This window comes from Priestia sp. D3YE.R1, from assembly GCF_049199565.1.
Lineage (GTDB): Bacteria > Bacillota > Bacilli > Bacillales > Bacillaceae_H > Priestia > Priestia aryabhattai.
This window is the reverse complement of sequence record NZ_JBLTHW010000002.1, coordinates 325,103-351,623: the sequence shown is the minus strand read 5'-3', so window position 1 is coordinate 351,623 and position 26,521 is coordinate 325,103. Positions and strand designations below refer to the sequence as shown.

The window sequence follows — 26,521 nt, the reverse complement described above, 5'->3', positions numbered from 1 at the left end:
AACAGATGAAACCTCCGTTCACCATAGCAAAAAAAAAAACGAACCACTAATCAAACATCTTGATTAGTGGTTCGTCTTTCACCTCGTCTAAAATCATTTTGTTCCAGTCTCTTCTTTTTTTGACAGTTGCTGTGCTGAATCTACTCCTACTAAATCTAAAAAGAAAATAAAAATAGGAATACCAAGGATCAGCCCCCATACGCCCAAGAAATGTTCACCAAATACTAAAATGATAAACGTAATGAACGTTGGCAAATTGGTTTTAGATGACATAAGCTTTGGATTTAATACATAGCTTTCAAGTGCGTGAAGTACTACCACCATAATTAATACAGATAGTACTTTTACACCGCCTCCTAAACTGTAAGCGATTGTACAAAGCGGAATGAGTGAAACAAATACTCCAAGAACCGGCACTAGCCCTAGTAGAAAGACCATAACGCCAAGTGCAAGCAAATTAGGAAACCCTAACACCCACAGCGCAATAACGGATAAAATGCTGTTCACAAAAGCGATAATAAACTGAACTTCTATTACCTTGCCGAAGGAATTAACAAATTTTCTTCCCAAATAGCCAGCTTCTTGAAAAAACCAGCCCAGCCTAGATTGTTCCAACTGGACAAATAATCGGTGAATCCGCGACTTTTCAAGTAAAAAGAATAAGCTTAACAAGAGTGCTAAGAAAACTTGTGCACTTACTTTTCCAATATTGGATAAATAGCTGTATACTAAATCAATATTCTGCTGAATATTTTCTGGTGATTTGAATCTCTTTAGATTATCGATAATATAGGTGACGAATGTATTATCAGGGGGATGCTTGTAAAAATACATCAGCTTCTGTACAAGCTCGGTAACTTGCGTCATAATAACCGGGATATATACATATCCTACAATACCGAGGGCCCCAATCAGTGCGATATAGATGACGATGAGTATAAGCGTTGAATTAAGCGGAAGCTTTCTTCTTAACGTTTGTTGAAAACGACCAATTAAAAAGGTAAAAATAAACGTAAATAACAGCAGCTGAAGCATACTTCTAATGCTGACAAGTAAAACTGTAATGATAATAAGCGTAATGATGCGAACAGTAAGTTTGTTGTGAAGCCAACTTCTTGCAATATTCATGAAACCTTCAATTCTCCTATCTCTCTTTTTCCCAAGTCATTTGTATACATATAAATAAAACGGATACGCTAGACGCTCATATCCGTTTTCGCTATATATAGTGTATCATTTAATATTCAAATTTTACTATATTTCGGCGCTTTTTAGTATGTCTTTATTTTTTCTTCGCTATTCTTTTTCGTTTTCCCATACGTTATGATAAATTAGCTTGTCTAAATCCCTTCTTTTTTCCCAGTTAGCTTGTTCTAAGATTGGTTTCTCAGGGTATTTATCTGTATAGCCAATTGACATGAGCGCTACAGGATCAATATGAGGAGGAATATGTAAAATGTCGCGCACATCATTTTTCTTATAAAAACTTACCCACCCCATTGCCAGTCCTTCTGCATATGAAGCAAGCCACATATTTTGAATCGCACATGCAGTGGACATCATATCGGTTTCTGGAATTGAGTTTCTTCCGAGAACATGAGAGCCACCTCTTGTTGGATCACACGTTACGCAAATAGTTAACGGCGCTTCTTTTAATCCTTGAATTTTTAGCTCTAAAAAATCTTCTTTCTTTTCACCTTCATAATGAATAGCCAGTGCTCTTCTCTCTTTATCCGCTGCCCAGGCAAGTTTATTTTTCACTTCTGTATCAGATACTAATATAAAATTCCAAGGCTGCATAAACCCGACGGAAGGCCCGCTGTGAGCAGCCTGTAAAATGTTATAAACCGTTTCATTAGGAATCTCATCAGACAAAAATGTTCGTACATCTCTTCTTCCGTAAATCGCTTTGTATACCGCTTGCTTTTCGTCGTTTGTAAACGAGTTCATCTTTTTCAACCTCCATTAAACTCTCTTTTTAACTATTTTTCTAAAAAAACATTAAAAAAATGTGATCCAAACTTTCTGTTTTCTCGTATTACTATATGAATCTATCATAAAGGAGGTTGCAAACATGTTCAACGACGTTTTAATGAACTTATTTAATGCGGTAAGCAGCATCATTAACACAATTGGATAATTTGATTGTACATATTTAGTAAGAGAGGAGGCATATTCCATGCTTAACGAGGTACTTATGAACTTTTTTAACGCAGTAAGCAGTATCATCAACACAATCGGATAAAAAAAGCACAAAGAAAAGGGTAACTGCCATTACCACCGTCTTTATGCTTTACTAGTTCAAAATCATATATTTTACAATAAAAAGAACTCTTTGATCAGGAGTTCTTTTTACTTATCCTAACATGTTCCTTTTTATTTGTATATATGCCTTGCTATTTCAACAGATTCACTTATATGTTGCAAGCATACACATAGGTCTGCAGCTCGTAGTGCAGTTCTTTTAAGTCTTCAGCTGCTTGAGTCAATAACTTCTTTCGCTGAGCTGTATACACATCTAAAATCGCTCTTTCTACTTTTACCTTTTCTTCATATAAAATATCTAACTTATCTTCATTTCCTTCAAGGGAAATAGGCTTTAACATAGCAAATTGATAAATGGGTTGTCCATAATCCAATTTTGTTAAAATAGAACCTACTAATACATCCTGCGAGCATTCATATACGAAGTTTAACAGCGTACTTAATTCTTCTAGACGAGAAATATCCAGCTCTGCATTTTCATTGATCACAGTCCCTATATATTGAAAGCACTCTTCTTCTAACTCATTATAAATAGTTGTGATGCGGTGCAGTACTTCATTCAACTTCATAAAGTTCCCCCTTCACACACGCTTCTTGATACAACCATATGACAAAACTTGGTGTTTTATACTAACGAAAAAGCGAGGAATATAAACCTCGCTTTTTCTTTTTATCGATACATACTAGCAATGTCTTCAATAAACATAAGCGGTTCTTCTTCTGTTAGTTGTTTAATTGGAGAATAATCCTCTCCCCCAAAACTTTGATCTATGTCTTCAATAAACGAAGAAACTTCTTCCGACTCTTCACGATTAGCCGGCACTTCGTATTTCTGTAATTCTGTACGGTGCACGACGGATAAAATATGGCGAGGAAATTGCTGCTTCGTTTTTCCAAAACAATATACCGGCTTGTGTTTCAAAAAGCGTTCTACCTCCTCTTGCCGGTTATAAATGCTTCCATGATCACCCCAAGCTACCACAACCAGTTCAGCATCTTCCACTGCCTTTTGAATATATTCACCTGTTCTTGTTCCAACAGCTTCTTCTTTTGAAAGCATGCGTAAAAACGAAACATGGTCGGTTTGATAGCTGAATAAATAAACGATTTCTAAAACTCCAAATCCCCACTTTTGCGCCAGTTCTATGCATTTGGATACAGCCGTATCGTCGCTGTATTCATACGTATTTTCTGGAAATGATAAAATAAACGTAAGTTTACGTTCGTTTACTTCACTCCATTTGCATAATAGAGAGTATTTGTATGTGCCTGTTTCATCAAAAATAACTTCTTTTTTCACTGCTTCCATCCCCCTGCCTTCTTACAATCTTGTTACTTATCTATTGCAAATGAGCTAAGCAGTAATCGTAACCTTGACTGTTAAAAGTTTTATTTTATATGTATTTCAAAATCATGCCTTCATGACAACTTTTCTGCCATTTTTTCAAAAAGCAATTTTTTCTTCTATACATGCTTTTTACAGCTAGTGAACATTCACATATACATCTTTCCTCTTTTCGGACCTCCAGTCAAAATAGATAAAATCAAAAGAATGGTCTATAATAAAGAAATAACCAATGACTTTTTCACTCATGTTTTTGACCGTTACGGATTTTTTCTCAGCAGGTATGTTCAAAACTGATCCTCTGAGAAAACAGAAGATAAATTTGTGTAAAGAAAGGATTTTGTAAATGGCTACTACACACACATTTACAAGAGGAGAAGAAATTGCAAATGCGATTACACACGGCGTTGGAGCCGTACTCAGCATTGTTGGATTAACGCTTTTAATCGTACTTTCTTCGTTAGAAGGAACGCCTTGGCATGTTATCAGTTTTACTATTTACGGAGTAACCATGCTGCTTCTCTATGTCTCCTCTACGCTTGTCCATAGCTTTCCGGAAGGTAAGGTAAAAGATCTTTTTGAAATATTCGACCACTCTTCTATTTATTTGTTTATTGCCGGGACTTACACTCCATTTTTATTTATCGCAGTAAAAGGAACCACCGGCTGGACACTTTTTGGAATTGTATGGGGCATCGCTCTTGCAGGAATTGTATTCAAAGCTTTTTTTGTGAAGAAATTCCTTTTTATTTCCACCATTCTTTACGTATTTATGGGATGGATGATTGTATTTGCGTGGGATTCGTTAACTCAAAACATTGCCCATCAAGGAATTGTCCTTCTCGTAGTTGGAGGCGTGCTGTATACAATCGGAGCCGTTTTTTACGTATGGCGAGGATTTCGTTTTCATCATATGATTTGGCATATGTTTGTTCTTGGCGGAACCGTACTCCATTTTTTAGCAATCATTTTATATGTATTGCCTATAACCAACTAAAAAAGAGCCAGAAGGCTCTTTTTTAGTTGGTTATCGAATTCCTTACCACAGTTTTGCCATTTGAGTTACAAGCGTATAGACTCCTAGCACAGCCATAATAACGACCACAAAACCGCCAAAAACGGCAAGCCAAGTCGGATGCTTGTAATCACCTACTATCTTCTTTTTATACGCCGCTATAAGCATCGTTCCGAGTGTAATAGGTAAGATTAACCCATTTAGTGCTCCAGCTAAAATAAGCAGCGTGACCGGCTGACCAATCGTTAAGAAGATCAGAGTTGAAATCGTAATAAATGCAATGATAATCCAGTTTTCATATTTCTCAATCCTTTTACTGAAGGATTTAATAAAGGAAACCGATGTATATGCCGAACCAATAACTGAAGTGATAGCCGCCGCCGCCATGACGATACCGAATAATTTATAGCCAATATCCCCTGCAGCTAACTGAAAAACAGAGGCAGGTGGATTATCAGGATTCAGCTTTAGTCCTTGACTCAACACACCTAGCGTGGCTAAAAATAGAAAAATTCGAATGATCGAAGCAATCGTAATACCGGATACTGCTCCTCTGGTTACTTCAGGAATCGAGGCTTTTCCTTTGATTCCTGCATCTAATAAACGGTGACCTCCTGCAAATGTGATATACCCTCCTACTGTTCCTCCTACAAGAGTAACAATCGCCATTACGTCAATGTTATCCGGCCAAAATGTTTTAGATACCGCTTCTCCTAATGGCGGAGCGGAAGAAACCGCAACATACACCATTAAAATAATTAATATTCCGCCCATTAATTGAGCAAAGCGATCCATTAATTTTCCGGCTTCTTTGACTAAAAAGATTGCAATAGAAATGATAGCTGTAATGACTGCACCCGCTTTAGGAGAAATGCCAAATAGCGCATTGAAGCCAAGACCCGCCCCTCCTACGTTTCCAATATTAAATGCTAAGCCTCCGATTACAATTAAAATAGCGATAAATAAGCCGAGACCTGGCAAAACACTGTTAGCGATATCCTGTGCTCTTTTTTCTGAAACGGCAATAATACGCCATACGTTTAGCTGAACGCCAATGTCTAATACAATTGACAGTAAAATGACAAAACCAAAACTTGCGGCGAGAGCTTGTGTAAAGACCGTTGTTTGAGTTAAAAACCCTGGGCCCACTGCTGAAGTAGCCATTAAAAATGCTGCTCCGAGCAGCACGCTCCAGTTGCGTTCTTTTTTCATGATGTCACCTCATTGTGGTTGAATAATGATTTGTTCTTCTTTTAGCTTGTCACAAATAGCTTTGGCAAATTCAACAGCATGTGCACCGTCTCCATGAATACAAACGGTATCTGCTTGAATGGGAATCTCTTCATTTTGCACAGTGAGCACTTTTTTTTCTTTGACCATTTTAATTACTTGAGAAATAGCCGCTCCTTCATCTTGAATCACGGCGTTTTCAACGTTTCTGGGCGTCAGCATGCCGTTATGTTGATAGGTTCGATCTGCAAATACTTCCTGAGACGTACGCAAGCCCATTTCGTTTCCGGCTTTAATCGATTCACTTCCAGCCAGACCATATAGGATAGCTTCCTCACTGACATTATACACAGCTTCAGCAACAGCTTTAGCTATGTCTCGATCCCCTGCAGCCATATTATATAAAGCACCATGAGGTTTCACATGATGAAGGATTCCTCCTTCTGCACGTATAAAAGCTGAAAGGGCCCCCATTTGATATACCATTAAATCATAAGCTTCTCGAGGCGTAATTTTCATATATCTACGTCCAAATCCAGCTAAATCTTGCAATCCGGGATGCGCGCCAATCGCCACATTTTCACTCAAAGCCAGCTTTACTGTTTCTCTCATAACCGAAGGATCTCCGGCATGGAAGCCACAAGCAATGTTTGCTGACGTTACATAGCGCAAAATCTCTTTATCATTTCCTAATTTATAGTTCCCAAAACTCTCCCCTAAGTCACAGTTCAAATCAACGGTAGTCATTTTTCTTCCCCCTTATATTTTCATTCGAAGTGCTCTTTTAATATGATTTATTTTCTTTTCCTGCTCCATATATAAATGCTGAGCTTCATCCAGTGAAACGAATTGAAAAGAAACCTTTTTCCCTGGAGAAACTTGCGCCAGCGCCGAAAAATCGGCAGTTGCTACCTGCCCGATTCTAGGATATCCTCCTGTCGTTTGATGATCTGCTAATAAAACAATGGGCTGTCCTTCTTTTGGTACTTGAATTGTACCGAACGTCACAGCGCTAGAAAGCAGCTCTTTTTCCTTCTCAAGATCTAATTTCTTCCCTTTTAGCCTATAGCCCATTCGGTCAGATTGCGGCGTAACGTCAAATTCTTGATTAAAGAAATGTTGTTGACTTTCTTTCGTAAACCAATCAAATTCCGCACCTTTCATCGTGCGGATAACAGGCGTCTCGTATGAAGGAAGAAGTTTAGGGTGAATTGTCCAAAAAGCCTGCTGAAAAGAGCGGTCCGTTTGCTTTTTCACCAGTTTCTTTATAATTGCTTCCCCTCTTTCTGTAGGAGGATGGCTTAATACTTCATCTCCTGACTGTAATGCTTTACCGTGCAGCCCGCCTATCCGAGCGCGAAGTGAAGTAGATGTACTTCCCATAACTGCAGGAACATTAAAAGCACCGGAAACCGCTAAATAAGAACGGCACCCTAAAGCCGGAATACCAAACTGCAGCACGCTCCCTTTTTTTACATATAAAGGTCGCCACATCTTTACGGCTTCATCATTAACAGTTGGCGATAAATCCCCTCCTGTCAGAGCAATCAAAGCATCTTGCTGAAATTCAATTTTTGGTCCCATTAACGTAATTTCAATAACCGGCTGATTTTCTTGATTTCCTACTAATAAGTTGGCAATCCTTAAAGCAACTTTGTCCATTGCCCCGCTGACAATCATGCCGTCCTTTTGATATCCATGTCTGCCGATATCTTGAATTGTTGTTAATAAACCGGGACGTATCACTTTAATACTCATCTTCATCCACCTCCTTTTGTGCTTCATATTCCGTTTCAGAAATGGAAACAAATCGGACACGATCACCTGCTTGAAGCAAGCTTGGCGAGTCTTTTTCTGGGTTAAATAGTGTAAGAGGAGTGCGCCCGATTAACTGCCATCCCCCAGGTGTCTCAATTGGGTACACGCCTGTTTGCATTCCTGCGATGCCAACTGACCCTTTTGGGATGCTGTTTCTCGGTGATTCTTTTCTTGGAGTAGCAATTTCTTTGCTCATCCCTCCCAAGTAAGGAAAACCAGGAGCAAAGCCTATCATATACACCAAATATTCTCCGTTTGTATGAATGGAGATAACTTCATCAGGCATTAATGAATGAAAAGCAGCTACTCTCTCTAAGTCGGGGCCGTACTTTCCTCCATAACACACCGGAATTTCAATTTGTCTAGCGACCGCTTCAGATTTTTCTTCCTGGCGGAAAAGCAGTTCTTCAATATATGTAGATATTGCCGTGTAAGGATTTCTTCTTCCTTTTTCACTCATTGTCCAAGGATCATAATAGATTGTAACTGTTGTAAAAGCCGGCACATATTCAATCATTCCCTTACATAATGATTGCTCTAGCACCTCAGTAAATTGCTGAATACGTTTATGTATGCCGAAATTAATTTCGTCTCCAAATGAAACGACAATGCCGCTGTCACCAAGAGGATAAAGTCGATAATCGCTACTCATTCCGTCTCCTCCTTTTTCCTTAGTATTGTTTGAGCAGCTCTCTTTAATGCTGTAGTTAGATATATTCATTAGAATTACTAATGGAATTTCTGTTCTTAAATAACAAATCCTTATATATCTAATAAAAAAAAGGACAATAAATCTGTATCCTGTATGGATAATATTATACAAATATAAAATAATCTTATGTTTTACTAAAACAAACTCCAAAGAAAAATTCAACCCTTTAAAAATTTTATCCCCAAAAGGATCACGTTTTTTCAGTTTTCCCATAAAAAAACTGCCTTGTTTTTTATACCAAAGCAGTTTTTTTGTAAACATCTACAAAAAAGGAAAAACTCATGGGCAGTGAACCATTATATACCTCTGCGAGCAAAATCCACAAAACGAAACTTATCAAGACGATGACGTGATTCCGTATATTGAAAAAGGCTAGCATCTTCTAAATACACATAGTTTCTTACTACCACAATATGCTCATAGTCTTTTAAATCTAAGTAACACTTATCTTCGTCCGTCACCTCGTCAACGGAAATTTCTTTTTTAGCAAAGCTTATTTTTAGCCCAAGATCTTTTTCTAAGTATTCATAAATAGAGCCTTTGCATATATCTTTTGTGAGGTGAGGAACATACTTTTTATGAAAAAAATCTTTATCTAAAATAATTTTTTCTCCATCGATTTCACGCGCTCGAACTACTTTCCATATGAGATCTTTTTTCGTCGCCCCAAGCTGTGTGCACAGATCTTGATCGGCTTTGACTAATTCAAATTCTTTTACAATAGTAGTCGATGTATGTCCTAGCTTTTCCGCCACTTCTTTGAAGCTAACAAGTCCTGATACTGGAAAATCAAAGCGTGATACGTCTAATACAAAAGAACCTTTTCCTTTCATTTTTTGAATGTACCCATTTTGTGAAAGTAAATTTAACGCTTTCCGTATTGTTTCACGAGACGTTTGATACTGTTCAACAAGCTCATTTTCAGAAGGAAGTTTTGTGTTAGGACGCCAGTCACCACGTTTAATTTTATCGACTAACTGTTCGTAAATGCTGATAAATTTATTTTCTTTCAATTGCCATCACCTATTTTACTTTCTATATATACCCAATTGTATAAAAAGAACGATAGATTGTCACCCATCGTTCTTTTGACTTTTTTCTTTATTTTTTTAAATGATACACGATTGATTCATACGGCCGAAGCAAGACTTGCTTGAATTCCTTCGATGAATCTTCGTAGTTAGACAGCAATATTTCACTATGATATCCTTCAAAAGTTATATCTTCCGGCAGTTCAAATGCTGTTTCGCTGCCGTAGAAATTATTTATCACCAACAGCTTTTCATCTGCTCCATTTCTGATATAAGCGAAAATCTGCTCGTCTTCTCCAAGAATTAATTCATAGTTTCCATAGGTGATAATCTCGTACTGTTTGCGCAGTGCAATAAGCTTTTGATAAAAATAAAAAATTGAACCTTCATCATCTAGCGCTTTTTCTACATTAATTTCACGGTAGTTATCGCCCGGATTAATCCATGGCTTTCCTTTTGTAAAACCTGCATTTGGCTCATCGCTCCATTGCACCGGTGTACGGGAATTATCTCTTGATTTATGTTTTAAAATCTCTAAAATTTCATTTTCGTCCATTCCTTGTGCACGTTTTATCTCATACACATTTAGTGACTCCACATCTCTATATTCATCAATAGAGGAAAATTTCGGATTTGTCATCCCTATTTCTTCCCCTTGATAGATATAAGGTGTTCCCTGCATCAGATGAATCGTTGCAGCGAGCATTTTAGCAGATTTATTATGATAGAGTTCGTCGTTTCCATAGCGTGAAACAACGCGAGGCTGATCATGGTTGCACCAAAATAATGCATTCCATCCCCCTCCTTTATTCATTTCCGTTTGCCAAATTGATAGAATCTCTTTTAATTTAATAAAATCAAAATCTGCTAGCGCCCACTTTTCACCATTTGGGTAATCGACTTTCAAATGATGAAAATTAAACGTCATGCTAAGCTCGTGCCGGTCGGGATGAGAGTACTTAATACAGTGGTCAACGGTCGTTGACGACATTTCCCCAACGGTCATGCTATCGTATTTTGAAAAAACTTCTTGATTCATTTCTCGCATATACTCATGAACGCGAGGACCGTCGGTATAAAATTTCCGGCCATCTCCTGGAGCGATAGAACCATCATCATCTAAAAAGCGCTGATCTTTTGAAATTAAGTTAATAACGTCCAGACGAAATCCATCTACTCCTTTTTCAAACCAAAACGTCATCATATCATACACACTGCGGCGTACACGCTCATTTTCCCAGTTCAAATCCGCTTGTGTGACATCAAACAAATGCAGATACGATTGTTCTGTCAGCTTATCATGCTCCCACGCCGAACCTCCAAATTTCGAAACCCAATTTGTCGGAGCACTTCCATCTTCTTTTTGATCTTTCCAAATATAAAAATCTCTGTAGGGGTTATCTTTCGATTTTTTAGCTTCTTGAAACCATTCATGTTCAGTTGACGTATGATTAACGACAATATCCATGATGATTTTAAGATCCCGCTTATGCGCTTCTGCTACTAAACGGTCGAAGTCCTCCATTGTTCCGTATTCTTCTTGAATAACAAAATAATCACTTATATCATATCCGTTATCCCGCTGCGGTGATTTATAAATTGGCGTTAGCCACACAACATCTACCCCGAGTTTTTTCAAATAATCTAGCTTTTCAATAATGCCAGCTATATCACCTACGCCGTTTCCAGTCGTATCATAAAAACTTTTTGGATAAATTTGATAAACAACAGATTTTTTCCACCAAGGTTCTTGCATTTTTAACACCACCATTTAATTCTTAGAATTGTGTTGAAGCGAGTGTGTACCCGCGACCGTTGATGTAACGGTTGATTTTTTCTGAAGCTTTCCGAGCGTTAACGTTAAAAGAAACGGCACAACGATTACGATTACCATTCCAATAATAAAAGGCGGCCAGCTCTGTGGAACAATTGATAATGGAGCTGGTATACCCCCAATTCCTACCGACGCTGCTTTCACTCCGGCTACAGATATGACGACACCGGCAATAGCTGAACCAATTACTGCAGAAATAAAAGCAAATCTAAAGCGCAAATTCACACCAAACATTGCAGGTTCCGTAATGCCCAGCCACGCTGAAACCCCTGACGTTAAAGATAATCCTTTTAATTTCTCATCATCTTTTGAAAGAACCATTATCGCGAAAGCCGCAGAGCCTTGTGCAATATTCGATAATGCTACCATTGGCCATAAGAACGTACTTCCTACGCTTCCAATCAGCTGTAAATCTACGGCCAAAAATGTATGGTGCATACCTGTAATAACAAGAGGAGCATATAAGCCTCCGTATACAAGCCCTCCAATAAATGGAGCCGTTTTAAATAGCCATACAACTGCATCTGTAATAACATTTCCTATTGCGAATGTAATCGGACCAATTACAATAAAAGCGAGAAACCCTGTGACTAAAAGAGCAACAGGTGCTACAACTAAAAGTTGAAAACCATCCGGTATGCGTTTTCGTAAGAATAATTCGATTTTTGCCAGGACGAATGAAGCGACTAATACAGGTAAAACCTGTCCTTGATAGCCGACTTTCTCAACGTGCAGGCCAAATAAATTCCACGTATCGATACTTCCTTTTTTTAATGCTTCTCCGTAAGACCAAGCATTTAGCAAATCAGGGTGTACAAGCATGAGCCCAAGGACAATTCCAAATAAAGGACTTCCTCCAAAACGCGTAACAGCTGACCACCCAATAAGAGCTGGCAAAAAGGCAAAAGCCGTATTCGCAATTAAATTAATCATGCTTGCGAAGTCTTTCCACTGTGTATGAACATCTACGATTGATTTATCATCGTAAAAAATTCCGGCTCCTGTTAGCACATTATTGATTCCCATCAATAAACCCGCGGTTACGATGGCCGGTAAAATAGGAATAAAAATGTCAGCTAATGTTTTTATTGCACGCTGCAGCGGATTTAAGTTTTTAGCCGCTTCGTTTTTCACTTCTTCTTTTGACAGTTCTCCTATCCCTGTAAGCGCCACCATTTCTTTGTATACTTTATCAACCGTGCCTTGACCAATAACAACTTGAAACTGGCCGTTTGTAGAAAAAGATCCTTTTACTAGTTCGTGCTCATCTAGCATATGTTGATTGACTTTACCTTCATCTTTTAAAACAAGTCGAAGACGCGTTACACAATGCGTTGCAGCAGAGATATTTTCTTTTCCCCCAACGGCTTCTACAATGCGCTCCACAGATTCTCGATTCATGTCTTTTCCCCCTTGTTTCCGTTTTCATTTTATTCCTGTATTTCCTATCCCCCATATAAATCTCACCGCAAACTTGTATATACAAGTTTTATGTTTTTATTCTAACCTGTATATACAGGTTCGTCAACAAAAATAAAATTACTTCTTTTTCATTTCATGATATAGTCAAAAAGCAAAGTGTGAGGAAGGAGACATTACAATGCTGCAAGTAAGATTAATGGGAAAACAGGAAGAAATTAATGAAGCGATCAAACAGTTTGAACAGAACTACCATATAGAACATCAGTCCAAAGAATATACGCGAAGCGCTAATCCAAAGTATGAGCGCAAAAAAGATACTCGGGTTTACCTTTCAATGCACCCTAAAAAATAATTTTCGATTTATTTCAGAGAAGAATAGTAGCTTTTACAAACTAAAGGATTTATATTATAATTTCAGTATTTACTATAACATCCGATTTGTATTTAAAAATCAGAAAGAGGCTTAAAAATGGCATATAACGACATATCTCTTAGAGAGAAAAGTATTGTGTTTATCGGCTTTATGGGGGTAGGAAAAACAACTATTGGAGAAATGGTTGCCAAAAAATTGTATAGAGATTTTGTTGATATAGATCAAGAAATCGAAAAAGAATTTAATATGCCTACTTCTCAGATTTTTAAAGAGCACGGTGAAACTTTCTTCAGACAAAAAGAAAAAGAAGTAATAAGTCGACTTTCACAGCAGCGCTTAAAAATCATTTCTTTAGGGGGAGGCGCTTTTTTACAAGAAGAAATTCAAGAGATTTGTTTATCTAACTGCATCGTATTCTTTTTAGATTTATCTTGGGATTCTTGGAAAGAACGCATTAGTTTGATTATTGATAGCCGTCCTGTTTTACAGGGAAGAAGCTTAGAAGATATTGAAAAACTATTTTACGACCGTCAAGCTATCTATTCAAACCACCATTCGAAAGTTGAAACTGATAATTTAGATATCGAAGAAGTAGCTAACTATATCGTTGATTCATTAAAAACAGCTTGGGATATTTATCAACCTTAATGAAATAAAGGTTTGTTCCCTTAACAAGCCTTTACAAAAAAGACGTAGCTTAATGCTACGTCTTTTTTCATTCCTAATGGGAACTCATATAAAAATTGATAAAAAAGGCGATGGTGATTACATACATCATCCAATGAATTTCGCGATGGCGTCCTGTAAACAGTTTAATCGCTGTGTATGAAATGAAGCCGAATGCTAACCCTTCTGCAATGCTGTAGGTTAACGGCATCATGACAATTGTTAAGAAAGCGGGAACAACCTCAGTAAAATCGTCGAAGTTAACGTTTCGAATGTCACTTAGCATAAGCGAACCAATAATAATAAGTGCTGGAGCAGTAGCAACGCTTGGGATAAATTGAATGAGCGGTGCAAAAAACAAGGTAAATATAAATAAGATGGCAACCGTTAATGCCTTTAAGCCGGTACGTCCTCCTTCTGCAATGCCTGTTGCATTTTCAATATACGTATTTAGCGCTGTGCTTCCAAAAATAGCACTCGCCATTGTACCGATTGAATCCGCTGCAAGCGCGCGATTTAAACCTGGAATTTTACCGTTTTTATCTACTAAGTTTGCTTTTTTAGATAGTCCAATCAATGTCGCTAGCGTATCAAATAATTCTACGATGGTGAAAGAAAATACAACTGAAAAAATGCCGTAGGCAACTGCACCTTTTAAATCCATTTGAAAAAATGTTTCCCCAACGCTTGGCGGCGTAGCTGAGAAGACGTCTTTCACCGAATGAGGAACTGCTTGTACTCCTACAATCATCGCTAATATTGTCGTAGCAAAAATACTTATAATAAGAGCACCTTTTACATTTTTAGCCATCAGTACAGCTGCTAATATCAGCCCAAAAATAGCAAGTAAGGGGCCTTTATCCATGACATTTCCAAGCCCTACAAAAGTAGACTCGTTTGCCACAACTAATCCAGCGTTTTTCAAACCGATAAACGCAACAAAAAGACCAATTCCAACTGCTATGGAAGACTTTAATACGTTCGGAATGGCATCAATAATCTTTCCCCGTATTCCTGTTACTGTTAAAACAAAAAATAAGACCCCGGATATAAAAACTGCTCCAAGTGCCGTTTGCCATGACAACCCTTGCCCTAATACTACTGAATACGTAAAAAACGCATTTAAACCCATCCCTGGACCGGTTACAATCGGAAAATTTGCCCACAGAGCCATCAGTAACGTACTAAATACAATGGCATAAATGGTAGCTGCAAGAGCCGCTTCTCGAGGAATACCCGCGTCAGACATGATAATGGGATTGACGATTACCATATAACTGACCGTCATAAAAGTTGTAAGTCCTGCTAGTATTTCTTGTTTTGGTGTTGTGTTGCGCTCTGATAGTTTAAACAAGCGCTCTAATATTCCGTTACGCTCCAACACGCGCGCCTCCCTACTTCTAAAAAAAAATAAAAACCCTACCTATTCAAATGTCCTAAAAAGGACACGATTTAGGAGGATTTTACGTTTCAAAGTAAAATCTTTTGTCCTATTATAGTCTTAATTTGTAGATATGCAAAGGTGGAAAACGCTATCATTATAAAAATTTTTATCTTCCGTTAGTTTGGAATTTTGAAAATTTATTTCTTCTATCCCTTTAGTCTGTGCGACAGTACTCTTTTTACTCATTTATCCAAAAAAGAGATTGAGACATAATTAAATAAATCCATTCTAAAGACAAATAAATCGAATAAACAATATAGTCTGCTATTACACCGCTGTTAATTTCCGCACAAGGCTTCGCTTTCCGCGGGCGGCCGATGAGCCTCCTCGTTGCTTGCGCTCCTGGGGGGTCTCATCTGTTCCGCTTTTCGCGCAGGAGTCTACGCCTTGTCCTCCAATCAACAGCTAGAAGCAACTAAACAGATGAAACCTACGTTCACCTTGACAACAAAAAACTCGAATTATTAATCAATAACTCCGATTAATAATTCGAGTTTTACTCTTGTTAAAATACTTTTATTCCAGCCTCTTCTTTGTTTTACATCTTATGAAATCAAAAGTGGAATTCTTTTTAAAAGACGATCAATCGAACGATTTGCCTCTTTTAGCACGATTCCCTGGTCAATTGTTTTTAGCACGCGATTTTCCATCACAATTTCTCCATCAACCATCGTTAGTTCTACATCTCCTCGCGTTGCTGAATACACAACTCTGGAAATAGGGTCTACGCCGTAAGATGGAAAGGTATGAAGCTGATTTAAATTTAAAATAGCAAGATCCGCTTTTTTCCCAACCTCTAAACTTCCAATTTCTTTTTCAAGCCCAACTGCTTTAGCTCCGCCGATTGTAGCCATTTCTAGCACGTGCTTTGCATTCATCGCCGTTGGTCCGTACGAGGGTTTATGAATCGTAGCGGCCAGCCTCATTTCGTTGAACATATCCAAATTATTATTACAAGGAGCACCGTCAGCGCCAAGACTTAAAAATACGCCTTGCTCTAATAAACTAGGCACATCTGCGATTCCCGAGGCAAGCTTTAAGTTGGAGCCTGGGCAATGACTAACTTTTACTCCTTGATTCTTAATAATTTGCTTTTCTTGATCATTTAGCCACACACAGTGCGCTAAAATAAGGCGCTCATTGGCTAATCCTAAATGATCTAAGTACATGATATTTCTCATACCCGTTTCAGCTTCTACAATGCGAATTTCTTCTTGATTCTCAGAAGCATGAGTATGTACATGGACATTATAGGCAGCTGATAAATGGCTCACTTCACGCAGCAAATCTTCCGTACACGACAGCACAAATCTTGGGGAGAATGCGTATCGAATACGACCATTATTTGAATTATGCCATTTTTCAAGCAGCTCTACACTTTCTTTAATCGAGTCAGCCGTTGTCTCCTGCAGAGCTTTTGGTAGATCATCGCCTTTTTTATCCATCATTACTTTTCCTGCAAGAGCCCGGATTCCACTTTGAGATATAGCTTGAAAAGCAGAGTCCGTATGATGAACAGTTTCCATATCTACAATTGTTGTAGTTCCGCTTTGAATGAGTTCGCCGATCCCTAACAGTGCTGAATAATAGATAGATTCTTCATCATGCGAAGCTTCAAGCGGCCATATTTTCTTCTTTAGCCAGTCTAGCAGCTCTAGATCATCTGCTTGCCCTCTAAAAAGCGTTTGACATAAATGAATATGAGTATGTATAAAGCCCGGCACAATCGTTTTATTTACTGCGTCAATGACTTTATCTACCTTTTCCGGATGCAGGTTTTTCCCGATAGCTGCAATACGATTTCCAACAATATAAAGGTCACCGTAAATAATATCATTCTTCTCATTCATCGTAATAATCTCTGCATTTTTAATTAATGTGTGCGTCATACCTTCTTTCCCCTCTTTCATAACATCTATCTTTTTCTAGCTCAAGCCGAACACTAACGTCTTCAAGCAATCTTTCTTACACTAGCCTTATATATAATATGGTGTATGCTCTGAGTTGAATAAGTGTAGGTAACCTCATGGGCGATAGAGAGTTTGGGTAAAAAAAATTCCTAGCTGATTATACAGCTAGGAGGTTGGATTTATGATAAAATCCCAAGTCCCTTTTTCAAGAGGTTATACGAAATCGCAGGAGAATAATGTGATCTTGTATATATAATATGGTGTTTTCAATCTACATACCAGTTTTTTGTCAGAAGTTCTAACATTGTTTTTTTATTCTTTTTCATTATGTGACTTTTCTTAACACCCTTAATTTTCATGTTATGCAATTTATTTTCGTTTCTTCTATGTAATATTTCCTAAAAATAAAGAATCTATCTTCTGTTTCTATACAAAACAGAAAAGTTATTTTATGATTTGTATGATTAAAAAACTATAAATCTATATTTTAGGGGTGATTAACTTGGAAAAAATAAATGTTGGCTGTCGTTTTACGCTTTCTGTTATGAGCGATAACTTCATCGATATTATTTTAAGCGCAATAAACGAAGTGGATATGTCTAAATTACAGCGAAAAACGGACCGTGTTAGTACGTTTATTGAAGGAACTGCCAAAGACGTATTTGAAGTTGTTCAAGCCGTTTATAAAAGTGCTGGAAAATCAGAAAAGCATATTGTGCTGAATGCCACGTTTTCAGCAGGGCGTCACGAAGAATATTTCGAAGAAAGAAAAATAAAACCAAAAGAAAACGTGCCTTCAAACCAACAGCTTTGTGCTTCGTTCCCTGTATCCACTCAATTTTCTTTGTATCCATTAGATACGCCGCATTATGTAGACATCATCAAAAGCGGAATTGGCGCAGTTAAACAACAGGGAGTATTTGCCGAAACCGTGCCTTTTGCAACAGCTTTAGAAGGAGATGTGAACAAAGTATTCGCTTCTTTATACGAATGTTTTATGAAATCTGTACAGCAAGCTCGTGTCGTGATGACAGTTAATATGTCAGCACACAGCCCTTCTTCAAAACGATAAATTACTTCTTATCTATTTATAAAGATAGAGTACTAGAAAGGATTTATATAAATATGGCTACAAAAAGAACGTTTTTTTCTTTTTCCCTGATAGGTGCATTATTATGTCTATTAGTCGTACCAAACTCTGTTCAGGCTAGTGAAAAACCTGCTCATTTAACGGTTGCTTCTTACACGCAGTTCTTGAAAGCGCAAAGTGATAAAAGTTCACTGTATGAATTTTCGAAACTGTCGCGTCAACAAAAACAAAAAGTTGTACAATCACTAAGAGATCCATCTCTGTTAAAAATGGATATTGAAGAGAGCAGCGGCACGGTCGAAGCTGCAAGTACAGCAACATACGGAGCAAGAACGGCTTCACCTTTATTCAAAACAGCAGCTTATACGGCTTCTTATAAAGCGGCTGGATTTACAACAACAAAACTAACGGTGTATGTAGATTATTACACAAAAAGCTCCTCGGTAACTTCAGTCAAAAGTGTACGAGGTGTAGTCACAAAAAACGTAAACCCCCTTGTGTCTATTTCAAAAAAGAGCTCAAAATCTTGGGTACAAAATAATCGAGCCTACGGGCGAATTGACTGGCAGTGGAAAGTTGCAGCTAAAAATGCCGGAATCAAAAGACAAACCGCTTATGGCACGGCTTCTGGCGCTTCTGGCGGATCTACAGCTACAGTCAATTGATAATGAGGAATAAACGATGAAAAAAATGATGTGGTGGATTGTTGGTATTACAGCCGGGGTACTTTTACTAGGAATTCTGGTAGGTTATTTATCATTTTACAGCATATAAAAACAGCAGGTAATTCCGCCTGCTGTTTTTTATCTAAATGTCATCTTCTTGTCATAAAATTAAAACCTCCACTTACAGTGTCTAAGTGCCTGTAAGAAGAGGTTGGGATCACAATTGTTAGTAAACCTGGTCTCTTCTCATCTTTCAAGCACTGCTTGTGGGAGTTGGCACGGTTCTATATAGTCCGTTGCCGAGGTTTCAAAGGGCCTATCCCTCCACCTCTCTTGATAAGAAGTTTGTCGAATTTTGTTGATAATTGTTGATAAGATAAATATTATGTTACATGCTGCACAAACAGATGTCAACTACTTTTCAGAAAATTGTTTTCCCTCTAAAACTATGATATCGCTACCATTACTATGACAACTAGGTTACAAATATATAATTTTTTTATATTTTTTTATTACGCTTTTACAGCTGACTTTTTCTCAAAAGAAGTAATAGCCTCATCTAGCATACGAATGCCGTCATCTATCTGTTCTTTTGTTACAGTAAGCGGAGGTACCATGCGAATAACTTCACTTGCATTTCCGCAAAAATAAAATAACACGCCTTTTTCTAAAGCTAAGTCCAAAATCTCGAATAAGGCATCTCCATCTCCTTCTCCCGTATGCGGATTAACAATTTCAATTCCAATCATAAGTCCTAAACCACGGATATCCCCAATAACTGAATGTTTTTCCTTTAAAAGATGCAGCTTCTCTAACGCATAAGCGCCCATTTTTTTCGTATTATCCAGCAGCTGTTCTTCTTTCATCACTTCAAGAGTTGCAAGAGCTGCTGAACATCCAATAGGATTTCCTCCAAATGTTGTACTATGTGTGCCAAGAGGCCACTGCTTCATTAATTCTTGAGAAGCTACCGTTGCACTAAGGGGAATTCCAGAAGCAATTCCTTTTGCTATAGCCATAATATCTGGTACGACATCAAACGTTTGTCCAGCAAACCATTCACCGGTACGGCCAAACCCTGTTTGCACTTCATCGAAAATAAGTAATATTCCGTGACGATCACAAATCTCTCTTAACTTCTTCATCCAACTTTTCGGAGGGATAATATAGCCGCCTTCTCCTAATACTGGTTCCAAAATAACAGCAGCCACTTCTTCAGGCGTGACTTGGTGCTTAAAGAGTATTTCAAAATCTTTTTCAAGCTTTTCAGTAAAGTATACATCGCTGTCTAGCTCCGCAGGGCACTCTTTTGGATTGGCATATGGAATTTGATACGTCAGTCCCGAAGGCTGCTGAAATTGTCTATATTTGCTTTTCGATGTTGTAACACTTAAAGCTCCCATCGAGCGGCCATGAAAACACCCTAAAAAAGAAATAACATATGGACGCTTTGTGACATGTCTCGCTAATTTCAAGGCTCCTTCAATTGCTTCGGTGCCACTATTTCCAAAGAAAAAGCAGTCTAAATTGCCCGGCGTTACTTTTCCTAACTCATCGGCTAACTTTAATATCGATTCGTACATAATGACACCTGAAGGACCGTGCAATAATTGATCTGCTCCGTCTTTGATTGCTTTTACTACTTTCGGATGTCTGTGTCCTACATTTGTCGTAGCGATTCCGGAAGTAAAATCGAGATATTCTTTACCATCCAATCCATAATAATAGCAACCTTCTTCTTTCACAACGGGCAAATTCGGATGGTCTTTAGCCATCGTCGGTGCTAGCAATTCAGGCATTCTTTCAAATAAGTGACTCCAATCTTTTGACATGCTACATCCTCCTTGAAATTATACAAATCAATTAATCTTATTCCGAAATATAGTTACTTATTAAACAATATTAGGAAATTCAGTTATACTAAACGCTTTAATAGAATAGTAATAAAACTTATTTTACTATGCATTTTTATTAAAATCAATTGTATAAATATTTATATATAAAATTAATATGCGGGGTCTCATCCCTTCCATTTTTCCCGCAGGAGTCTTCGCCTTGCCCTTCAATCCACAGCTAGAATTACTTACATATATGAAACCTACGATCACCATCACCATAAAAAAATCCGAACGATTAATCGTTCGGATCTTCCCTCAACTAAAATACTACTGCCACAGCCTCTTTAAGTATATTTATTCAAGATGTTTGGCATCATTGATTGTTTCAAGACGCCATTTTCCACTTTCATAAGCAAAAGTTGTAATGGATGTATTTTGTAAAATAGTAGTCCCTGTTCCTTGTTCTCCGCTTGTTACATGATGAATGAATGTATTAATTGCCGCCCCGTGACTAACAACTGCTACTTTCTTTCCAATAGACTCCTTCATAATTTCCGTTAACCGCCGAACCATCCGTTCTTGAGCGGCTTCAAGCGTTTCAATACTATATAAAGGTTCTTCTCCCCAATTTGTCGCATAGTTTGGCACAAGCTCATGAAGCACTTCTACGTTCTTTGATTCTAGTTCTCCAAAAGAGCGCTCACGCAGCTGCTCACAAACCTCGACTTTCTCTACTTTAGCCGCTGCGGCAATTTCCCTAGCCGTCTCCTGCGCACGAAGCAAATCGCTTGTGTAGACTACGTCAATATGGATATCTCGAAAACGTTCCGCTACGCGTTTGGCTTGTTGCCTTCCTGTTTCATTGAGCAAAATATCAGCATGCCCTTGAATAAGTTTGTTTTTATTCCAATCTGTTTGGCCGTGTCTAATTAAGTAAAGCATCGTAATCCCCCTTTAATCCCGTTTTAAGAATTGATAAACAGCTTTATCAACCTCTGAGCTTTCATGCAAATCCGAATGTGCTTCATGAAACGTTTGGAGATGAATGTGTTCGGTAAACTCTTGCAGTCCGTATGCACTTTCTACTGTTACCACTCCATCTGTCTTATCTCCTACATCTCCTGCTCCTGAAAAAACGTCGATTTCTTTTGAGAAATCTTGACGACTTTCGTACAGCTTGTTTAACGCTATAGAGTGAAAAGCTAAATCACGAGCACCCATAGATTCAATATGATTGCGTGCATGAGGATACATCTCCATTAATTCCTGATAATCTAATCCTTGAATTGGCGAGCCTAACGTAACTAACTTTTGAATATATTGAGGGTTAGCCAAACTAACAGCTGCTGCTGTTACTCCTCCCATACTATGTCCAACTAAATCAACAGAAGATGCTTTATATGTATCACGTACATCTTGCATAATAGCTTCAATCCATTTTTGCTGCTGTGCAACACTGGCATCCGGCTTTTTAAAGACGATATGAATAAGCGGAAGTTTTCCCTCTTTTGCTTTCATAATGTGCTTCCACTGAATAGCTCCATCTTTTTGAACGACGCAGTAAGCTACTTTAGTTCCCCATCCGTTTTGTTCAAATCGTTTAATCATTTTCCCTAAGCTTTTTTGACTGCCTAAATAGCCATGAATAAATAAAACCGGCACATTTTTCGATTGGGCACCTCGTTTTATTTGTGGAGCAAAAATATAAAAACAAAGCGAAATAAATAATATGATACTAATCAATAAAATTAACAGCCGCAAGTTCTCACCCTCCGATCGTCTCGTCCATTACACTCATTAATAAAAAAATTTGGAGTAAATTTTATTCTGATACTTCCTGTAAGCTGCAGAACTTGTCATCTTTTTCTGGTCAACGAGCTGTTCAAAGCGCAAACGCTTTTCCGTAAGCATCTCTGTTAGCCTTTGTTCTTCATTAGCATCCGTGCATATAGAAATCAATTCTTCGATTGTAGCCATATCTCGTTTTAGCTCTTGTTCATCACTTATCATATTTGCATTTTTTAACATCCTATACGCTTGGCGCAGTTCTTTAGGTATATGTGATAAATCTTCTAACTTTAATGGTTTTCCTTCCCCAGGCAGCTTATCAAAGTCACCGTCTTTTATTGCTTGTCTAATTCTTTCTTCAGCAATTATATACGCAATATCCAAGGAAAGACCTCCTTTAAAAAAATATAAAATTCAATCTTACCTTCTATATAAAAGATGTATAACAAACACAGCTTTTATAACCGTATTTTTTATTATACTATGATTATAAAAATTGAACTACCTTCACTTCTTAGATAGACTATCCTCCCTTTGTGAAATAATCTCCAGAGCTTCACGCCTTTCACTATCAAACTTTCTTGAGCAGTTTCTTAACGAGCTGAAATTCAATAACCGATTCTGCATCAGGCTTTGTTATCTTATCTTACTATATTTATACAAAAAAGCCTCCTTACGCATGTAAGGAGGTGGAAAAAGGTAATTCTAAGGTCATCATGTTATGCCTACTTTCTATAGAACCACATTTTGATAGCGTTTTCAATATTTTTTTATTACTTTACTAATTTTCTTTTCGTTTAATGAGACTCCGTACGTATAACGAAGCCTCACCAAATTTCTACTCTTCTTTATCTGATGGAATCATAATTTCTCCTTCATGCTCTTGTTTTTTCAAAAGCAGCTGGAGAATCGTTTTGGATAATTTACTAGGCTGATAGGGTTTAATCAGAAACTCACACACCCCAAGCTCTAATCCTTTGCTTCTTTCGTCTAAAGCAGATGAGATTAAGATAGGAATTTTTTCTGTCTCTGTATTTTCTTTGAGATGTCTTAAAACATCCCAGCCGTCTAACTTATTTTCTCCTAGCATGATATCTAGAACAATCACTTCAGGCTTTTGCTGATGAATAGAGTTTAATGCGTCTTCTCCGTTGTTAAAATACCGAACGTGAAAACCGCTTTCTTTTAATTCTACCTGTAAAAGCGTCGCTAAACTTTTATCATCTTCTACAATCACTACGCTTTTACGATTATCATTCGCACTTATCGTCATTTCTTCATCGTACTGAACTTCATGTAGAAGCGGGAGAACAATCGTGAACGTTGTTCCTTTTTTCCATTCCGATTGTACAGTAATGTCTCCACCATGAACTTTTACAATTTCTTTTACAATTGCTAACCCTAAACCCGTTCCGCCAATTTTGCGCATATCGGAGTTATCTACCCTGTAGAATTTGGTAAACAATTGACCTAGCGCTTCACTCGGTATACCAATTCCTTCATCTTGAATATCAATATAAACAGCGTGTTCCTTTTGATACACTTTAACTGTAACGTTCCCTCCATCCGGCGAATATTTCACTGCATTGCTAATTACATTATTAAACAATTGCAGAAGCTTATCTTTATCTCCCATTACTGTAAAATGCTCTTGATCGGAAATCATATCAAATTCATGCTTACTTGTTTGGATTTTCTGGACTTCAATCACCTGCTTAATAAGCGGAAGAATGTCTTGATACTTTTTATCGTAGGTTTGTTTCCCCGCTTCCATTCTTTGGACGTCCAGAAAATCGTTGATTAAAGACGTTAACCGCTGTGCTTCCTGATAAATAGTAGTTAAATACTTCTTCTGTCTTTCTTCTTTTAATGTTTTGTTTAGCATAATCTCAGTGAACCCTAATACACTCGCTAAAGGCGTTCGCAGCTCGTGACTCACAGTGCTTACAAATTCCGACTTCATCTGATCAACTTCAAATTCTTTCGTAATATCACGATGAACGAACAATACGCCAAACATCTGACGGTTTCGATATACGTATTCGCTATAAACTTTTATAACCTTTCGCTTACCTTCCGTGTGCAGGTAATAAACAAAAGACTTTTCTACTTGCTCTCTCTTGCAAATGGCTTCAACGTATTGTCTTAGCTCCCCTATATTTTCAACTTTTTGAGAGAGGGCATCTAGCCATTGATCGCGAGAGAGCTGAAGAAGCCCGCTTTGATGCTCATATTGAAACAATTCGCTAATCTTCGTATTCACTTGTAGAATCGTACCGCTTGTATCTACAAGCTGCATTCCTTCTTGAATCGAATTTAAAATATCTTGAGATAGCAATCGGTCATGCTCAGACTCTTCGTAAATATAAATTTTTTCAAGAGCAATCGTGATTTGTTTGGCCAGTATTTCAAATGTCTGTAATTCATGTTCTGTGTATTCATCCGCGTAGCGGCTGTAAAACATATAGGCTAGCATATCTCCTTTTGAAGACAGCACCGGTACGATAACATCATACAAATAAAACGTTTGCTGATGATATAGGCGCTCATGTTCTATACACTCTCTTTTTACTACCATGCATTTTTTCGTCTTTTGCACATGATCAACATAATTATTATGAAGATTTGCCACCATCTGTTGAACACTTGATGAAGATAGACCAAATGAAGCATGTGTCTTTTCATCAGTTAGCATAATAAAACCGTGATCAGCTTTCATCACTCGGCTCATGTTTGTGACAGCACTCGTGAGAACTTCTTGCTTGTGAAGAGAATTGGTTAGTCCATGCACAAATAAATTGCGCAATTCTAACTCTCCTTCCCGTTCCTTTGTCAATTCTAATGCGTGCTGAAGTTCATCTTGCTGACTGTGCAACTCATCTTGCTGTGCAATCAGCTCCTCGTTTTGAGCCGTTAACTCCTGTTCATTATTTTGCAAAGTCGATACCATTTTGTAAAAAGCCTGAGATAGCATGCCGATTTCATCTTTTCTCTGTTCGTCAAAAGCTATAGGCATTTCTTTTCCAGCAGCAATTTCGCTTGCCGTATATGCTAGCTGACTCAGCGGCTTTACAAACTTATTTAGTAGTACCCTTGTAAGCAACAATAAAATGACCACTGTAAACGCTAAAAATAAAATAAAGAGCGTCTGACTTTTCTGCATGTCACTCGACGTAGCATCGTACTGTGTATTTAAGTCTTTAGTTAATTCACTTTGGTAGTCATCAAGTTCTTTTTGCATTTGTTCTATTGATTTAGAAGCAGTCTTCCGCTCAGGACTAGAGCGGACTCCTTCAATACCTTTTTTGTCGTAAATATTTTTAAAATAAGGAAGCGTTTGATTAAAATAAGTGTTTAACATCACCGTCGCTTCATTTACAAACGTACGCTCACGTCTATCTGCGGCTAGACCTGAAAGTCGATCGAGATTTTCTTCGATAATTTTTTGCTGACTTGCAGCCTGGTTATACATATCCTCTGAATCAAACGCAATAAAACCGCGAGCCTGTAAAAAAGCTCTGTTCATTGATTTATCAATTGTAGATAGCAGCTGTGCCTTTTCCCGTACTTGTGCCCTGTACTGGGCATAATCAGCTGTAATTTCTTTTTGCCGTACGACAAGTACAGTTGAACCCGCTGCAAAAGCAAGTAAAAGGATACTTGCTAAGAGGATGAACTGGGTTGAGATACTTTTTCGTTTTAGTTTATTGTTCATCTAAAATTTCCTCGACACGTTCGGCCAGTAATAGGGGACTAAACGGCTTAGACATAAAATACGCAGCCCCCGCTTCTAACACTCTGCTTTGATCAGCAGCTTGATTCTTAGCTGAAAGCATCAATACTTTTGTATGGCGCTTGTCTTTCATTTCTTTCAGCTGCTGAATGACTTCAAGCCCGGTGAACACGGGCATCATATAATCCAAAATAATTAAGTCAAAATCACGTTCTTTAATAAATTTCAAAGCTTCTTCGCCATTTTCTGCTTCCGTCACATCATGTCCTTCATCTTCAAGCGTATCTACCACTAACATACGAAGCACTTCTTCATCTTCCGCTAATAAAATTTTTGCCATTG

The 26,521-nt window shown here is 37.8% G+C and carries 25 protein-coding genes and 1 riboswitch; of the genes, 5 read left to right on the top strand and 20 right to left on the bottom strand.

Annotated elements, in window-relative coordinates:
• Nucleotides 1-93 precede the first annotated feature (93 nt).
• From ACOZIR_RS14050 to ACOZIR_RS14035, 4 genes are all read right to left on the bottom strand, one after another.
• The gene (locus ACOZIR_RS14050) at nt 94-1,128 is read right to left on the bottom strand and encodes an AI-2E family transporter (protein WP_310878225.1); all 1,035 of its coding nucleotides are present in this window, start codon (nt 1,126-1,128) and stop codon (nt 94-96) included.
• Between the two features lie 168 nt (nt 1,129-1,296).
• Nucleotides 1,297-1,950 carry a 5,6-dimethylbenzimidazole synthase gene (gene bluB / locus ACOZIR_RS14045; protein ID WP_013055676.1) on the bottom strand — a complete coding sequence of 218 codons (654 nt, stop codon included), beginning with the start codon at nt 1,948-1,950 and terminating at the stop codon, nt 1,297-1,299.
• Nucleotides 1,951-2,414: 464 nt separating this feature from the next.
• A complete protein-coding gene (locus tag ACOZIR_RS14040) occupies nt 2,415-2,834 on the bottom strand; it encodes a hypothetical protein (RefSeq protein ID WP_016763238.1) in 420 nt (139 codons plus the stop codon).
• A 101-nt stretch (nt 2,835-2,935) separates the two neighbouring features.
• Nucleotides 2,936-3,574: a DUF1643 domain-containing protein gene (locus ACOZIR_RS14035; RefSeq protein ID WP_217916040.1), complete on the bottom strand. Its 639-nt coding sequence runs from the start codon at nt 3,572-3,574 to the stop codon at nt 2,936-2,938.
• 382 nt (nt 3,575-3,956) lie between these two features.
• On the opposite strand from ACOZIR_RS14035, the gene trhA reads away from it, so the two are divergent.
• A complete protein-coding gene (gene trhA, locus ACOZIR_RS14030) occupies nt 3,957-4,607 on the top strand; it encodes a PAQR family membrane homeostasis protein TrhA (RefSeq protein ID WP_013055671.1) in 651 nt (216 codons plus the stop codon).
• A 42-nt stretch (nt 4,608-4,649) separates the two neighbouring features.
• Here the strand turns inward: trhA and ACOZIR_RS14025 are convergent, their stop codons facing one another.
• From ACOZIR_RS14025 to treP, 7 genes are all read right to left on the bottom strand, one after another.
• The gene (locus tag ACOZIR_RS14025) at nt 4,650-5,837 is read right to left on the bottom strand and encodes an NRAMP family divalent metal transporter (RefSeq protein ID WP_045293230.1); all 1,188 of its coding nucleotides are present in this window, start codon (nt 5,835-5,837) and stop codon (nt 4,650-4,652) included.
• A 9-nt stretch (nt 5,838-5,846) separates the two neighbouring features.
• Entirely contained in the window at nt 5,847-6,602 is a 756-nt protein-coding gene (locus ACOZIR_RS14020; protein WP_310878226.1) for a 5-oxoprolinase subunit PxpA, read from the bottom strand.
• Nucleotides 6,603-6,614: 12 nt separating this feature from the next.
• Nucleotides 6,615-7,613, bottom strand: coding sequence for a biotin-dependent carboxyltransferase family protein (locus ACOZIR_RS14015; protein ID WP_310878227.1), 999 nt, complete (start codon nt 7,611-7,613; stop codon nt 6,615-6,617).
• On the bottom strand, nt 7,603-8,325 hold the full coding sequence (pxpB, locus tag ACOZIR_RS14010) for a 5-oxoprolinase subunit PxpB (RefSeq protein WP_328120238.1): 723 nt from the start codon (nt 8,323-8,325) through the stop codon (nt 7,603-7,605). Before pxpB ends, ACOZIR_RS14015 begins: the two co-directional genes overlap by 11 nt.
• A gap of 356 nt (nt 8,326-8,681) precedes the next feature.
• Nucleotides 8,682-9,398 carry a trehalose operon repressor gene (gene treR / locus ACOZIR_RS14005; RefSeq protein WP_045293239.1) on the bottom strand — a complete coding sequence of 239 codons (717 nt, stop codon included), beginning with the start codon at nt 9,396-9,398 and terminating at the stop codon, nt 8,682-8,684.
• 88 nt (nt 9,399-9,486) lie between these two features.
• A complete protein-coding gene (gene treC / locus ACOZIR_RS14000; protein ID WP_411305499.1) occupies nt 9,487-11,172 on the bottom strand; it encodes an alpha,alpha-phosphotrehalase in 1,686 nt (561 codons plus the stop codon).
• A 15-nt stretch (nt 11,173-11,187) separates the two neighbouring features.
• Nucleotides 11,188-12,651: a PTS system trehalose-specific EIIBC component gene (treP, locus tag ACOZIR_RS13995; protein WP_088049095.1), complete on the bottom strand. Its 1,464-nt coding sequence runs from the start codon at nt 12,649-12,651 to the stop codon at nt 11,188-11,190.
• A gap of 199 nt (nt 12,652-12,850) precedes the next feature.
• Between treP and ACOZIR_RS13990 the strand changes: the two genes are divergently transcribed.
• Complete coding sequence (locus tag ACOZIR_RS13990) at nt 12,851-13,024, top strand: YvzF family protein (RefSeq protein ID WP_080781634.1); 174 nt, start codon at nt 12,851-12,853, stop codon at nt 13,022-13,024.
• 117 nt (nt 13,025-13,141) lie between these two features.
• Entirely contained in the window at nt 13,142-13,693 is a 552-nt protein-coding gene (locus tag ACOZIR_RS13985; RefSeq protein WP_033578182.1) for a shikimate kinase, read from the top strand.
• Nucleotides 13,694-13,766: 73 nt separating this feature from the next.
• Here ACOZIR_RS13985 and ACOZIR_RS13980 read toward each other — a convergent pair whose 3' ends face one another.
• From ACOZIR_RS13980 to ACOZIR_RS13970, 3 genes are all read right to left on the bottom strand, one after another.
• The gene (locus tag ACOZIR_RS13980) at nt 13,767-15,092 is read right to left on the bottom strand and encodes an NCS2 family permease (protein WP_013055656.1); all 1,326 of its coding nucleotides are present in this window, start codon (nt 15,090-15,092) and stop codon (nt 13,767-13,769) included.
• Nucleotides 15,093-15,422: 330 nt separating this feature from the next.
• Nucleotides 15,423-15,557, bottom strand: a complete 135-nt coding sequence (locus ACOZIR_RS13975; protein ID WP_272946335.1) for a hypothetical protein — start codon at nt 15,555-15,557, stop codon at nt 15,423-15,425.
• Between the two features lie 143 nt (nt 15,558-15,700).
• Nucleotides 15,701-17,044, bottom strand: coding sequence for a 5'-deoxyadenosine deaminase (locus ACOZIR_RS13970; protein WP_045293243.1), 1,344 nt, complete (start codon nt 17,042-17,044; stop codon nt 15,701-15,703).
• Nucleotides 17,045-17,567: 523 nt separating this feature from the next.
• On the opposite strand from ACOZIR_RS13970, the gene ACOZIR_RS13965 reads away from it, so the two are divergent.
• Together ACOZIR_RS13965 and ACOZIR_RS13960 are read left to right on the top strand one after the other, a co-directional pair.
• On the top strand, nt 17,568-18,137 hold the full coding sequence (locus ACOZIR_RS13965; RefSeq protein WP_421535636.1) for a YkoF family thiamine/hydroxymethylpyrimidine-binding protein: 570 nt from the start codon (nt 17,568-17,570) through the stop codon (nt 18,135-18,137).
• A gap of 53 nt (nt 18,138-18,190) precedes the next feature.
• The gene (locus ACOZIR_RS13960; protein WP_221814502.1) at nt 18,191-18,820 is read left to right on the top strand and encodes a hypothetical protein; all 630 of its coding nucleotides are present in this window, start codon (nt 18,191-18,193) and stop codon (nt 18,818-18,820) included.
• Nucleotides 18,821-19,063: 243 nt separating this feature from the next.
• A riboswitch (SAM riboswitch) is annotated at nt 19,064-19,163 on the bottom strand.
• Between the two features lie 169 nt (nt 19,164-19,332).
• Here the strand turns inward: ACOZIR_RS13960 and ACOZIR_RS13955 are convergent.
• From ACOZIR_RS13955 to ACOZIR_RS13930, 6 genes are all read right to left on the bottom strand, one after another.
• Nucleotides 19,333-20,652 (bottom strand): aspartate aminotransferase family protein, encoded by a 1,320-nt coding sequence (locus ACOZIR_RS13955; RefSeq protein ID WP_028412199.1) that lies wholly within the window; start codon nt 20,650-20,652, stop codon nt 19,333-19,335.
• 360 nt (nt 20,653-21,012) lie between these two features.
• Nucleotides 21,013-21,600, bottom strand: coding sequence for a histidine phosphatase family protein (locus ACOZIR_RS13950; RefSeq protein ID WP_045293250.1), 588 nt, complete (start codon nt 21,598-21,600; stop codon nt 21,013-21,015).
• Between the two features lie 12 nt (nt 21,601-21,612).
• Complete coding sequence (locus ACOZIR_RS13945) at nt 21,613-22,419, bottom strand: alpha/beta fold hydrolase (RefSeq protein WP_045293252.1); 807 nt, start codon at nt 22,417-22,419, stop codon at nt 21,613-21,615.
• A gap of 36 nt (nt 22,420-22,455) precedes the next feature.
• Nucleotides 22,456-22,830 carry a DUF1992 domain-containing protein gene (locus ACOZIR_RS13940; RefSeq protein ID WP_310878230.1) on the bottom strand — a complete coding sequence of 125 codons (375 nt, stop codon included), beginning with the start codon at nt 22,828-22,830 and terminating at the stop codon, nt 22,456-22,458.
• A gap of 454 nt (nt 22,831-23,284) precedes the next feature.
• Nucleotides 23,285-26,161 carry an ATP-binding protein gene (locus ACOZIR_RS13935; RefSeq protein ID WP_310878231.1) on the bottom strand — a complete coding sequence of 959 codons (2,877 nt, stop codon included), beginning with the start codon at nt 26,159-26,161 and terminating at the stop codon, nt 23,285-23,287.
• On the bottom strand, nt 26,151-26,519 hold the full coding sequence (locus ACOZIR_RS13930) for a response regulator transcription factor (protein WP_045293258.1): 369 nt from the start codon (nt 26,517-26,519) through the stop codon (nt 26,151-26,153). The genes ACOZIR_RS13935 and ACOZIR_RS13930 overlap by 11 nt, the downstream gene beginning before the upstream one ends.
• Nucleotides 26,520-26,521: the final 2 nt, after the last annotated feature.